The sequence below is a fragment of the Pseudomonas putida NBRC 14164 genome, from assembly GCF_000412675.1.
Lineage (GTDB): Bacteria > Pseudomonadota > Gammaproteobacteria > Pseudomonadales > Pseudomonadaceae > Aquipseudomonas > Aquipseudomonas putida.
In genome coordinates this window covers 287,550-300,766 of sequence record NC_021505.1, presented here as the reverse complement: position 1 = coordinate 300,766, position 13,217 = coordinate 287,550, and the positions used below count along the sequence as shown (strand labels likewise).

The 13,217-nt window shown below is 62.5% G+C and carries 11 protein-coding genes; 8 read left to right on the top strand and 3 right to left on the bottom strand.

Annotated features, from left to right (window positions below):
• Positions 1–80 precede the first annotated feature (80 nt).
• Positions 81–1,409 (bottom strand): OprD family porin, encoded by a 1,329-nt coding sequence (locus tag PP4_RS01295; RefSeq protein WP_016497545.1) that lies wholly within the window; start codon positions 1,407–1,409, stop codon positions 81–83.
• Positions 1,410–2,061: 652 nt separating this feature from the next.
• On the opposite strand from PP4_RS01295, the gene tauA reads away from it, so the two are divergent.
• From tauA to tauD, 4 genes are read left to right on the top strand one after another with little or no spacing between them, the layout of a single operon-like run.
• Positions 2,062–3,033 (top strand): taurine ABC transporter substrate-binding protein, encoded by a 972-nt coding sequence (gene tauA / locus PP4_RS01290; protein WP_016497544.1) that lies wholly within the window; start codon positions 2,062–2,064, stop codon positions 3,031–3,033.
• 13 nt (positions 3,034–3,046) lie between these two features.
• Positions 3,047–3,835 carry a taurine ABC transporter ATP-binding subunit gene (tauB, locus tag PP4_RS01285; protein ID WP_016497543.1) on the top strand — a complete coding sequence of 263 codons (789 nt, stop codon included), beginning with the start codon at positions 3,047–3,049 and terminating at the stop codon, positions 3,833–3,835.
• Positions 3,832–4,671, top strand: coding sequence for a taurine ABC transporter permease TauC (tauC, locus tag PP4_RS01280; RefSeq protein WP_016497542.1), 840 nt, complete (start codon positions 3,832–3,834; stop codon positions 4,669–4,671). The genes tauB and tauC overlap by 4 nt, the downstream gene beginning before the upstream one ends.
• A gap of 48 nt (positions 4,672–4,719) precedes the next feature.
• Positions 4,720–5,553: a taurine dioxygenase gene (gene tauD / locus PP4_RS01275; protein WP_016497541.1), complete on the top strand. Its 834-nt coding sequence runs from the start codon at positions 4,720–4,722 to the stop codon at positions 5,551–5,553.
• Between the two features lie 123 nt (positions 5,554–5,676).
• Here tauD and betT read toward each other — a convergent pair whose 3' ends face one another.
• Together betT and epsC are read right to left on the bottom strand one after the other, a co-directional pair.
• On the bottom strand, positions 5,677–7,680 hold the full coding sequence (betT, locus tag PP4_RS01270; protein ID WP_016497540.1) for a choline transporter BetT: 2,004 nt from the start codon (positions 7,678–7,680) through the stop codon (positions 5,677–5,679).
• Between the two features lie 291 nt (positions 7,681–7,971).
• On the bottom strand, positions 7,972–8,904 hold the full coding sequence (epsC, locus tag PP4_RS01265; RefSeq protein WP_016497539.1) for a serine O-acetyltransferase EpsC: 933 nt from the start codon (positions 8,902–8,904) through the stop codon (positions 7,972–7,974).
• A 390-nt stretch (positions 8,905–9,294) separates the two neighbouring features.
• Between epsC and tcyJ the strand changes: the two genes are divergently transcribed.
• From tcyJ to PP4_RS01245, 4 genes are all read left to right on the top strand, one after another.
• On the top strand, positions 9,295–10,089 hold the full coding sequence (gene tcyJ, locus PP4_RS01260; protein ID WP_016497538.1) for a cystine ABC transporter substrate-binding protein: 795 nt from the start codon (positions 9,295–9,297) through the stop codon (positions 10,087–10,089).
• The gene (tcyL, locus tag PP4_RS01255) at positions 10,086–10,754 is read left to right on the top strand and encodes a cystine ABC transporter permease (protein ID WP_016497537.1); all 669 of its coding nucleotides are present in this window, start codon (positions 10,086–10,088) and stop codon (positions 10,752–10,754) included. The genes tcyJ and tcyL overlap by 4 nt, the downstream gene beginning before the upstream one ends.
• 2 nt (positions 10,755–10,756) lie before the next feature.
• Complete coding sequence (tcyN, locus tag PP4_RS01250; RefSeq protein WP_016497536.1) at positions 10,757–11,515, top strand: L-cystine ABC transporter ATP-binding protein TcyN; 759 nt, start codon at positions 10,757–10,759, stop codon at positions 11,513–11,515.
• Between the two features lie 326 nt (positions 11,516–11,841).
• On the top strand, positions 11,842–13,083 hold the full coding sequence (locus PP4_RS01245; RefSeq protein WP_016497535.1) for an SfnB family sulfur acquisition oxidoreductase: 1,242 nt from the start codon (positions 11,842–11,844) through the stop codon (positions 13,081–13,083).
• Positions 13,084–13,217 lie beyond the last annotated feature (134 nt).

The following is a 13,217-nucleotide window of genomic DNA, read 5'->3' as shown; positions in this document are numbered from 1 at the left end:
TTATTTATAACCATAATGCATACAAATTTACGGGCACAAAAAAGCCTCGCACTAGGCGAGGCTTCTTTTTCAGCTACGGCTTACAGGAAGTTGTAAGTGTAGTTGAAGATCAGACGGGTCTGATCCTGGTCAGCCAGTGAGCTGGTGCCGGTGCCACGGTATACGCCGTGACGCAGGCTGGCGCCCAGGCCCTTGAAGGTGCCTTCCTGGATGACGTAGTCGATACGGGCATCACGCTCCCACTCGCTGAAGTGGCCGTTGCCGTTAGCGTTCTTGCCATCTTCACCTTTCAGGTAGGCAACCGAGGCTTTCAGGCCTGGCACACCCAGGCGTGCGAAGTCGTAGGCGTACTGGCCGAAGGTGGTGTTTTCACCAGCCTTGGCGAACTGGTTGATCATGCTGTCGGTGAACAGGTAGAAGCTGGAGCCACCGGCGCCTTCGTTACGGCCGTTGCCGTCAACCACGTTGCCTTGGTTCAGCCAGACGAAACCACCATCGTCATTGACGCGCTGGTGGCCGAGCATCAGCGAGTGGCCACCCAGGGTGTAGGTGAACATCGCGGACCAGGTCTTGTTGTCGACCTCGCCAGTGTTCTTGGCATAACCGCCGTTGTTGCTGAAGCGGTAGCCGGCCTCACCGTTCTTGCCGTCGCTGCTGCTGTCGAAGTAGCGCAGGTCGGTCTTGAACGACTGGTCGTCAGCAATCTTGAACACGTGGGTCGCGCCCAGGAAGTGCTGCTTGTAGAAGTCTTCCAGGTTCGAGTAGTAGTACTGCAGGGTCAGGTCTGGAGTGAGCTTGTAGTCCAGGCCGCCGTAGCGGAACTTGTTGCTGTCCTGGGTAGCACCGGCTACCGACAGGCCGGTACGGTTGCTCGAAGCACGGCCCATGGCGTGGGTCAGCTGACCGGCGTTGATGGTCAGGTTGTCGATTTCCTTCGACTGGATGGTGCCACCCTCGAAGGTTTGCGGCAGCAGACGGCCATCGTTGGAGACCAGGATCGGCAGGTTCGGCGCCAGGGCGCTACCGTAGTGAACTTCGGTCTTCGAGAAGCGCGCCTTGGCGTTGGCGCCAACGCGAGCCCACTGGCTTTCAGCAGAGCCGTCGCTGTCGCTCGGGAAGAAGCTGCTGTTGTCTGGGTGCTTGCCACGGCCACCATCCAGGTGGATACCCCACAGGGCCTGGGCATCGACACCGAAACCAACGGTGCCTTCAGTGAAGCCGGAGATGTAGTCGAGCTTGAAGCCCTGACCCGACTCGCGGTTGTCAGCACCGCCATCACGGTTGTCGTTGTTGAAGTACATGGTGCGCGAGCTGAGCGACAGTTTGCTGTCTTCAACGAAACCGGCAGCGCCTGCTTGTTGGGCGAGAACCCCCAGTGCCACGGCCAGGGCCAGGCTGGACTTGTACATGTTTTGCTCCTCTACGTTCTAATTTTTGTGTATCTCTGGCGGAGGGATCTGCTGCCCCTTCTCACCGTGGATTGGCGATTTAGTCCCAAAGCGTGACCACTAAGTCAATCGTTTCTAAACGTTTCGCGACTTTGGTCTAAGACGCCAGCTGCGCTACAGGATAATGACAATCCTATAAATCCAAAATGACCGTTTTATGAATTGGTAAGATTTTTACGGAATATGGTTGGAACCTTTACAGCAAAACGTTGTAGCAACCCTGCCATTAATAACCATTTGTTATTTGCAAACGTTTGCTCATAACCTAATTCCGGATCGTTCTATAGGGTCGAAAAAGCCTAGCAGCCCGCTTTGATTTCGCCACTAGGCAGGATCGCCACTAAAGTAGCGGGGCCTTTTACGGTCAATGTGGGAGCGGCCTTGTGTCGCGATGGGGCGCGAGGCGGCCCCAGGACTTCAGCTTCGTCGCGTAAATTGCCGGGGCCGCAGTGCGGCCCATCGCGACACAAGGCCGCTCCCACAAAAACCGCACTCACCTGGGCTTAAAGCATTTGGCTCCTAAGCTAATGCAAAAAAGTTATTTATTTTTAAATTCTTAGATCATTTAGTCTCTCGCCATCCATCGCCCTGATTGCCTGACGAGAGGTTCACCATGATCCCGCACGCTCCGCTGCGCCTGTTCGCCGCCCTGACCCTCGCCAGCACCAGCTGGGTTGCCCAGGCCGCCGACCTGACCGTGGCCTACCAGACCACCGTCGACCCGGCTAAAGTGGCTCAGGTCGATGGCGACTACGAAAAAGCCAGCAAGGCCAGCATCGACTGGCGCAAGTTCGATAACGGCGCCGACGTGATCACTGCGGTGGCCAGCGGCGACGTGCAAATCGGCTACCTGGGTTCCAGCCCGCTGGCTGCTGCCGCCACCCGCAAGCTGCCGGTCGAGACCTTCCTCATCGCCACCCAGATTGGCGCTGGTGAAGCGCTGGTCGCCCGCGACAGCATCAAGACTCCACAAGACCTGATCGGCAAGAAGGTCGCCGTGCCGTTCGTTTCCACCGGCCACTACAGCCTGCTGGCCGCCCTGAAAAGCTGGAATATCGACCCGTCCAAGGTACAGATCCTCAACCTGGCGCCACCGGCCATCATTGCCGCCTGGAAGCGCGGCGACATCGATGCCACCTACGTCTGGGACCCAGCCTTGGGCGTGGCCAAGGAAAACGGCAAGGTGCTGATCACCTCGGGCGAACTGGCCCAGAAAGGCGCACCCACTTTCGATGCCTGGATTGTGCGCAAAGACTTCGCCGACAAGCACCCTGAGGTGGTCAAAGCCTTTGCCAAAGTCACCCTCGACGCCTACGCCGACTACCGCAAGGACCCGAAAGCCTGGCTAGCCGACAAGGGCAACGTAGACAAGCTGGTGAAGCTGTCCGGCGCCAAGGCCAGCGACATCCCGGTGCTGCTGGAGGGCAACGTGTACCCACTGGCCGCAGACCAGGCCAACGCCCTGGGCGCGCCGACCACCCAGGCACTGACCGACACGGCCAACTTCCTCAAGCAGCAAGGCAAGGTCGACGCCGTACTGCCGGACTACTCGCCGTACGTCAGCGCCAAGTTCCTTCCAAACTGATCCGGAGCCCGTCATGGCCTTGCTCGAGCTGGAGCGCATCAGCGCACAGTACCCTGGCGCCAGCACCCCGGTGCTGGCCGACATCAACCTGAGCCTGGGGCCACGCCAGCTGCTGGTGGCCTTGGGGCCTTCCGGCAGCGGCAAGACTTCGCTGCTCAACCTGATCGCCGGCTTCGTCGCCCCCAGCGGCGGGCGCATCACCCTCGACGGCGTACCGGTGCAGGGCCCTGGTGCCGAGCGCGGTGTGGTGTTCCAGGACGATGCCCTGCTGCCATGGCAGAACGTGCTGGGCAATGTCGCCTTCGGCCTCGAACTGGCCGGCGTGCCCCGCGCCCAGCGTGAGGCCAAGGCCCGCGAAATGCTCGCCCTCGTCGACCTCGATGGCTTTGGCGAACGGCGCATCTGGCAGTTGTCCGGTGGCCAGAAGCAGCGCGTAGGCCTGGCCCGCGCGCTGGCGGCCGACCCACGGGTATTGCTGATGGACGAACCGTTCGGTGCCCTCGACGCGTTTACCCGCGAGCAGATGCAGGAACTGCTGCTGCAGGTGTGGCAGCGCACCGCCAAGCCGGTGTTCCTGATTACCCACGACATCGAAGAAGCGGTGTTCCTTGCCAGCGAACTGGTACTGCTGGCGCCCAACCCGGGGCGCGTAGTGGAGCGCCTGCAACTGGACTTCGGCCAGCGCTATGCCGCTGGCGAATCAGCCCGGGCCATCAAGTCCGATCCCGCCTTCATCGAAACCCGCGAGCATGTGCTGGCGCGGGTGTTCTCCCAACGCCAAAGCCTGCAGGAGCGCGCATGAGCAGCCTGGACCTGCCGGTCGCCGGCAAGCACAACGCCCAAACCCGGCCAGCCGCCAAGCAGCGCCGGCCATTGTCCACCCGGTGGATCAGTGCTCTGACCATGGTCAGCCTGCTGCTGGTCTGGTGGCTGGTGACGGCCGCCGGCTGGATCGAACCCCTGTTCCTGCCTTCGCCCGGTGACATCCTGGCCAGGGCCTGGACCCTGCTGACCCAAGGTTACATGGACGCCAGCCTGTGGCAGCACCTGGGCGCGAGCCTGGGCCGCATCGGCCTGGCGCTGGTGGCCGCGACCCTGACCGCGATCCCGGTCGGCATCGCCATCGGCTACAACCGCGTGGCCCGCGGCATCCTCGACCCGCTGATCGAGTTCTACCGGCCCATCCCGCCGCTGGCCTACCTGCCGTTGATCGTCATCTGGTGCGGTATCGGCGAGCTGTCGAAGGTGCTGCTGATCTACCTGGCGATCTTCGCCCCGATCGCCATTGCCACCGCCACCGGTGTGCGCACGGTCGACCCGGCCAAGCTGCGGGCGGCACAGTCGCTGGGCGCGACCAAGACGCAGCTGATACGCCATGTGATCCTGCCCAGTGCGCTGCCCGACATCCTCACCGGCATCCGCATCGGCCTGGGGGTGGGCTGGTCGACACTGGTCGCCGCCGAGCTGATTGCCGCCACCAGCGGCCTGGGCTTCATGGTCCAGTCGGCGGCGCAGTTCCTGGTCACTGATGTGGTGGTGCTGGGTATTTTGCTGATCGCCCTGATCGCCTTCGCCCTGGAAATGAGCCTGCGTGCCCTGCAACGCAAACTGGTGCCCTGGCACGGGCAGAGCCACTGATTGCCGACTGACCACGCCGGCAACCCGGCGCCTAGAACGAGAAAAGACATGAGCCTGACCGTTACCCCTCTCAGCCCGGCCCTCGGTGCCCAGATCAGCGGCGTGGACATCAGCCGCGATATCACTGCAGAAGAACGCGACGCCATCGAACAGGCGCTGCTCAAGCATCAGGTGCTGTTCTTCCGCGACCAGCCGATCAACCCCGAGCAGCAGGCGCGCTTTGCCGCCCGCTTCGGCGACCTGCACATTCACCCGATCTACCCCAACGTGCCGGAAACCCCGCAGGTGCTGGTGCTCGACACGGCAGTCACCGATGTACGCGATAACGCCGTGTGGCACACCGACGTGACCTTTTTGCCGACCCCGGCACTGGGCGCGGTGCTCAGCGCCAAGCAGTTGCCCGCCTACGGTGGCGATACCCTGTGGGCCAGCGGTATCGCGGCCTTCGAAGCCTTATCGGCGCCGCTGCGCGAGATGCTCGACGGGCTGACCGCCACCCACGACTTTACCAAGTCGTTCCCGCTGGAGCGTTTTGGCACCACGCCGGAAGACCTGGCGCGCTGGGAGGCCACGCGGCGCAACAACCCGCCGCTGTCGCACCCGGTGGTGCGCACGCATCCGGTGAGCGGGCGCAAGGCGTTGTTCGTCAATGAAGGGTTTACTACGCGCATCAATGAGCTGAGCGAGCTGGAAAGCGATGCGCTGTTGAGGCTGCTGTTCGCCCATGCGACGCGACCGGAGTTCAGCATTCGCTGGCGTTGGCAGGAGAATGACGTGGCGTTCTGGGACAACCGCGTGACCCAGCATTTTGCGGTGGATGATTACCGGCCGAACCGGCGGGTGATGCACCGGGCAACCATCCTTGGGGATGCACCTTTCTAGCAGTTGCCTGTCTGGCCTCTTCGCGGGCTTGCCCGCTCCCACAGGTACACACAGGTTTCGAAACCGGTGCCGTGCCTGTGGGAGCGGGCAAGCCCGCGAAGAGGCCAGGACAGGAGAGCTTGGTCAGCGGACCAGATGCAGGTACTGCATGTGCCGCTCGTACTGGTCGAGGATGTCGTTGATGATCTGCTCCTTGCTGTAGCCCACCAGGTCATAGTTCTGGCTGCCTTCGCTCAGGTGCACCTCCGCCCGGTAATAGCGGCGGTTCTTCAACTCCTGCGTACCCAGCCCACCCAGGGCGAACGATGGCGTGAAGTAGCCACGCATCTGCACCTGGTAAATGAACGGCTGTTCCTCGCCATGGCCAATCTTCAGGCTGACGTTGTCGTGGCTCGGGTCGTCCTGGGTAATTATTACCAGGCCCTTCTGCTCGAACACTTCACGCACGTCGGCAATCGCCGGACGCACCACATCGTCCATGAAGCGGTACACCTCATCACGCGACGGGAAGTGCACCGCCTGGCTCAGGCGCTGGCGCCAACCGCCACGGCCGCGACGTGACTGGGCGAACGGGGCCAGCGAGTGCATCTGCGCGATCTGCCGTTGCGACTCCAGGTAAAACGCCTTGTGCAGCCCCCACATCATGCACAGCAGAATCAGCGAGAACGGCAACGAGGTCAGCACCACCGCCGACTTCAGCGAATCGATGCTGCCCGCGAACAGCAGTGCACTGGTGATCAGCGCCGTCATCGCGCCCCAGAAGATGCGCAGCCAGTTCGGCCCGTCCTCGTCCGCGTCGCCACCCTTGGCCGACAGAGTCGACAGCACCACAGTGCCCGAATCGGCCGAGGTCACGAAGAACACGAAGCTGATGAACACCGTGGTGGCAATCACCGCCTTGCTCCATGGGTAGGTCTCCAGCAGCAGGTACAGGCTCATCGACGGGTTATCCAGTGCCGACTGGCCCAGCGCGGTCATGCCGTGGTTGATCACCTGGTCCAGGGCGCTGTTGCCGAAAATCGACATCCACGCCAGGGTGAAGCCCAGGGGGATCAGCAGCACGCCAAAGACGAATTCGCGGATGGTGCGGCCACGGGAGATACGGGCGATGAACAGGCCCACGAACGGCGCCCAGGCAATCCACCAGGCCCAGTAGAACACTGTCCAGCCGCCCAGCCAGTCGCGGTTATCACCGTAGGCATACACATCAAAACTCTTGCGTGGCAGAGCGCCCAGGTAATCACCCAGGTTCTGGATCAGCGTGTTGAACAAGTGTTGGGTAGGCCCGGCAAAGAGCACGAACAACAACAACGCGCAGGCCAGGAACAGGTTGATGTCGCTCATCACCCGCACGCCCTTCTCCACCCCGGCAACGGCCACGGCCACTGCCGCGCCCATCATCAGGGTGATGAGGATCACCTGTACCCACTGGCTGTGGCTGATACCGAACAGGTAGTCCAGGCCGGCGTTCAGGTGCAGTACGCCAAAGCCCATGTCGGCACCCAGGCCGAACACCGTGGCAATGATACCGAAGCCATCAACTGCGTAGCCGATAGGGCCGTTGATGCGCTTGCCGATCAGAGGGTACAGCGCCGAACGCAACGCCAGCGGCAGGTTGTGGCGGTAGGCGAAGTAGGCCAGCGCCATGCCGACAAAGGCGAATACGCCCCAGCCATGCAGGCCCCAGTGCAGGAACAGGATCTGCATCGCCTGGCGCCCGGCCTCGGCCGTGCCCGCTTCGCCCTGGGGCGGTTGCAGCATGTGCGTCAGCGGTTCGGAAACGCAGAAGAAGAACAGGGTAATGCTGATACCGGCGGCGAACAGCATGCCGGCCCACGAGAGGTAACTGAACTCGGGTTCGTCGTGGTCGGCACCGAGCTTGATCTTGCCGTAGCCGGACAAGGCGGTGACCACCACGAAGACCAGATACAGCGTCATGGCCAACATGTAGTACCAGCCGACCGTGTTGGCCGCCCAGTTCTGCGCCGCCAGCAGCCAGTCGCCTGCGGCTTGCGGGTTGGAGATGACTACCAGGCCAAAGATGAGGATGAAACTTGCCGCAAAGTAGAACACCGGGGGGTTCATACGGATTTTGCCGTTGGCGGCGGAAGGGTTCGGTGCACTCATCGGGCGTGCACCTCGTCGAATGACGTGAGGTTCGGAATGAACGGGTTCAGCAAAGGAATCCTCCTGTTGAACACCGGCAGCGGACCAGCGTTTTTACATTGAACAAGCGTTCAAGTTAAACATGGATCGGATTTCAATGCGAATTGGGGCGCTGATTGGCGTCCTCCTGCACTGGCCTCTTCGCGGGCTTGCCCGCTCCCACAGGTACTCCACAAGACCGATTCTTTGTGGGTTACTTGTGGGAGCGGGCAAGCCCGCGAAGAGGCCAGTGCAGCCAATATCAATGCCAGATCAGTTCTTGTCCTGGCAATCCAGCTGCAGGTTGGCCTGGGTGATGTTGCTTTCAGCAGGCACACTGCGGGTCAGCCACACGTTACCGCCAATGGTCGAACCCTTGCCGATGGTAATACGCCCCAGCACCGTGGCCCCGGCGTAGATCACCACATCGTCCTCGACAATCGGATGGCGCGGCAGGCCTTTGTGCAGGGTGCCGGACTCATCGCTGGGGAAGCGTTTGGCGCCCAGGGTCACCGCCTGGTAGATGCGCACGCGCTCACCGATGATCGCGGTTTCGCCGATGACCACGCCGGTGCCGTGGTCGATGAAGAAGCTCGGGCCGATCTGCGCGCCGGGGTGGATGTCGATACCGGTGGCCGAATGCGCCAGCTCCGAGCTGATCCGCGCCAGCAGTGGCAGGCCGGCCTTGTACAGGTGATGCGCCAGGCGGTGATGGATGATCGCCAGGATGCCCGGGTAGCACAGCAGCACTTCATCGACGCTGCGCGCGGCGGGGTCGCCGTGATAGGCGGCCAGCACGTCGGTGTCGAGCAGCACCCGCAGTTCCGGCAGCGCAGCAGCAAAGCCCTGGATCAGCTTCAACGCATGGCCATCGACGCTGGCCAGTTCAGCCTTGCTTTGCCGGGCGGCGTAGCGCAACTCCAGGCGCGCCTGGGTCAGCAAGGCGGTCAGCGCGGCATCCAGGGTATGGCCAACGTAGAAGTCTTCGCTCTCTTCGCGCAGGTCCACAGGCCCAAGGCGCATGGGGAACAACGCGCCGCACAGTTGCTCCAGGATCTGCCGCATTGCTTCGCGCGACGGCAACTCGCGCCCGCCCTGCTCGCCAATGCTGCGGCCATTGCGGGTGCGCCATTGCTCACGGGCGCCGCGCAGGCCGCTAACGATGTTGTGCAACTGCCAGTGCGCGGATGAAGGTTGTTCGCTCACGGTTTTCTCCTGCCGTATAGGCCATCTGGTTTTTCGCCAGGCCCGGCCCTTTCGCGGGCACGCCCGCTCCCACAGGTACAGCACCGCTATTGAGCCCTGTGCTGTACCTGTGGGAGCGGGCGCGCCCGCGAAAGGGCCGGGCCTGCCTACATGCGATCCACTCTACGGCAAATCCGCCCCTTGGAAAAAACAACGCTTTATTCCATCCTGCGCTAAGTCAGGCATAAGCCGCGATGACGTAGCGAGCATCCTCGCCTACCCTCAAAGCAGCCAGCACCTGACACAAATCAAAAAGGGAATAACAAAATAATTTTTTATTATTTCCTGGCCTAAGCAGCCAACCCTATAGTCGCCACCTCACTACTTACACAACAAGCGCGGGGCTCTGACATGTCGAAATTCGCCAAACCGCTACTCAACGCCAGCCTGGCCATCCTGCTGGGTGCCGGCCTGCTCGGCCAGGCGTTCGCCGGCGAGCAGTTGAAGACCATCCAGGAAAAAGGCGTGATCAACGTCGGCCTCGAAGGCACCTACCCACCGTTCAGCTTCCAGGACGAGAACGGCAAGCTGGCCGGCTTCGAGGTGGAGCTTTCGGAACTGCTGGCCAAGGAGCTGGGGGTCAAGGCCAAGATCCAGCCGACCAAGTGGGACGGCATCCTCGCCGCGCTGGAATCCAAGCGCCTGGACGTGGTGGTCAATCAGGTGACCATTTCCGAGGAGCGCAAGAAGAAATACGATTTCTCCGAGCCCTACACCGTTTCCGGTATCCAGGCACTGATCCTGAAGAAGAAAGCCGAGCAGTTGAACATCAAGTCTGCGCAAGACCTGGCCGGCAAGAAAGTCGGCGTGGGCCTGGGCACCAACTACGAGCAGTGGGTCAAGCAAGACGTCCCGAAAGCCGAAGTGCGCACCTATGAAGACGACCCGAGCAAGTTCGCCGACCTGCGCAACGGCCGTATCGACGCCATCCTGATCGACCGCCTGGCCGCGCTGGAATACGCGCAAAAAGCCAAAGACACCGAACTGGCCGGCGATGCCTTCTCGCGCCTGGAAAGCGGCGTGGCCCTGCGCAAGGGCGAGCCTGAACTGCTGGCAGCCATAAACAAGGCCATCGACAAGCTCAAGGCTGACGGCACGCTGGCCAAGCTGTCCGAGAAATACTTCGGTGCCGATGTCACCAAATGATTGCTGAAAGCCTGCAACTCGTTGTCGACTCCGCGCCCTTCCTGCTGAAGGGTGCGGGTTATACAGTGCTGCTCAGTGTCGGCGGCATGTTCTTCGGCCTGCTGCTGGGCTTTGCCCTGGCGCTGATGCGGCTGTCGAAGATCTTGCCACTGAACTGGCTGGCGCGGATCTACGTGTCGTTCTTCCGCGGCACGCCGCTGCTGGTGCAGCTGTTCGTGATCTATTTCGGCATGCCGCAGATCGGCATCGAACTCGACCCCATCCCGGCTTCGCTTATCGGCCTGTCGCTGAACATGGCGGCCTACATCTGCGAAATCCTGCGCGCTGCAATTTCCTCGATCGACCGTGGTCAGTGGGAAGCCGCCGCCAGTATCGGCATGACCCGCGTCCAGGCCATGCGCCGGGCGATCCTGCCGCAGGCCTTGCGTACCGCCCTGCCCCCGCTGGGCAACAGCTTCATTTCGCTGGTCAAGGACACTGCCCTGGCGGCGACCATCCAGGTGCCCGAGCTGTTCCGCCAGGCGCAGCTGATTACCGCACGCACCTTCGAAGTGTTCACCATGTACGTGGCGGTCGCGGTCATCTACTGGGTGCTGTGCAGCATCCTCGCGCACTTCCAGAACCGCATGGAAGCGCGGGTCAACCAGCATGACCAGGAGCAATGAGCATGATTGAAGTCAAAGGCCTGACCAAGCGCTTCAAGGGCCAGACCGTGCTCAACGGCATCGACCTGACCGTGCAGCCCGGCGAAGTGGTGGCCATCATCGGCCCAAGCGGCTCGGGCAAGACCACCTTCCTGCGCTGCCTGAACCTGCTGGAAACCCCCGACGCCGGGCAGATCAAGATCGGCGCCATCAGCATTGATGCCAACCGCCCGCTGGGTGGCCAGCAGAGTGCGATACGCCGCTTGCGCCAGCAGGCCGGGTTCGTGTTCCAGAACTTCAACCTGTTCCCGCACCGCACCGCCCTGGAGAACGTGATCGAAGGGCCGGTGATCGTCAAGAAGACGCCCCGCGAGCAAGCCATCGAGCTGGGGCGGCGCCTGATGGCCAAGGTCGGCCTGGCGGGCAAGGAAGACGCCTACCCACGGCGCCTGTCCGGGGGCCAGCAGCAACGCGTGGCCATCGCCCGCGCCCTGGCCATGGAGCCGGAGGTGATCCTGTTCGATGAACCCACCTCGGCACTGGACCCGGAGCTGGTGGGTGAAGTGCTGGCGACCATCCGCGGCCTGGCCGAAGAGAAACGCACCATGATCATCGTCACCCACGAGATGAGCTTTGCCCGCGACGTGGCGAACCGGGTGATTTTCTTCGACAAGGGCGTGATCGTGGAACAGGGCGAGGCCAAGGCACTGTTTGCGGCGCCGAAGGAAGAGCGTACCCGCCAGTTCCTGCGCAAGTTCCTCGGCACCGCTGCCTCCGAGTAAACCTGTTCCGGCCTCTTCGCGGGCACGCCCGCTCCCACAGGTGTCGCACCGGTTTCAATACCTGTGCAGTGCCTGTGGGAGCGGGCGTGCCCGCGAAAGGGCCGGCACATCTGTAACAAATCCCTCCTTCTATACATATTCCAAAGAGTTAGTTCATAAACTTTTTATAAAGCATTAGGGTATATAAACCGGACCACCGGACCAGCACACTTTTGTCGCGACCAGCTGTAGCGACACAACTTTTTTGTGAGGTCAGGAATGGTCAGGATCACAATCACCCCAGTGCGTATCGCCAGGGCATTGAGTGCAGCCAAGGAGCGGTACTGATGTCCAGCCAGCCAAATACCCAATTCCATAGCGATCTCGACAGCTCGCCCCTGCTGCTGCCGGCCAAGGTACTGCGCAACGACGCCGAAGCCTTGCAAGCGGCCCGCGAACTGGCCGAGGTTGCCCGCGAGCAAGCCGCCCGCCGCGACCAGCAACGCAAACTGCCGTGGGCGGAGATCGAGCTGTTCACCCGCAGCGGCCTGGGCAGCATCAGCGTACCCAAGGCCCACGGCGGCCCCGACGTGTCGTTCGAAACCGTAGCCGAAGTGTTTCGCCTGATCAGCGCCGCCGACCCGGCCTTGGGGCAGATCCCGCAGAACCAGTTCGGCATGCTGCAACTGATTCGCCTGACGGCCACCGAGGCGCAACAGGCGCTGATCTTCCGCAGCGTGCTCGACGGTTGGCGCATCGGCAATGCCGGCCCCGAACGCGGCACCAAGGACACGCTCACCCTCAAGGCCCGGATCACCCGCGCGGGCGATAGCTATCGCATCAGCGGCGAAAAATTCTATTCCACCGGTGCGCTGTTCGCCCACTGGGTAGCAGTGAAGGCACTGGATGACGAAGGCCGCCAGCGCCTGGCGTTTGTGCGCCGTGGCACTCCGGGGCTGCGCATCGTCGATGACTGGTCCGGATTCGGCCAGCGCACCACCGCCAGCGGCACTGTGCTGCTGGACCAGGTGCCGGTAGACGCGGAGCTGGTGATCGACAACTGGCGCCAGCGCGATATCCCCAACATCCAGGGCGCAGCCTCGCAGCTGATCCAGGCGGCGATCGACGCCGGCATTGCCGAAGCGGCAATCGATGATGCGATCACCTTCGTGCGTGAAAAGTCGCGCCCGTGGATTGAAGCCAACGTGGACCGCGCCAGCGACGACCCTTATGTGATCGCCGACATCGGCAGGCTGAAGCTTGAGCTGCACGCCGCCGAAGCGCTGCTGCGCAGGGCCGCGCGAGTACTCGACGAGGTCAATGCTGCGCCCATCGACGCAGCCAGCGCGGCCCGGGCCTCGATTGCCGTAGCCGAGGCCAAGGTGCTGACCACCGAAATTGCCCTGCAGGCCAGCGAGAAGCTGTTCGAGCTGGCCGGCAGCCGCGCCACCCTTGCCGAGTTCAACCTCGACCGCCACTGGCGCAATGCCCGGGTGCACACCCTGCACGACCCGGTGCGCTGGAAGTACCACGCGGTAGGCGCGTACCACCTTAACGGCACCCTGCCTGCGCGGCATTCCTGGATCTGATTTGCTGCCTTTGGGGCTGCTGCGCAGCCCTTCGCGGGCTTGCCCGCTCCCACAGGATTACCGCCGCCTGAACTGGCATCACTTTACCTGTGGGAGCGGGCAAGCCCGCGAAGAGCCGCGAAGCGGCCCCCGGA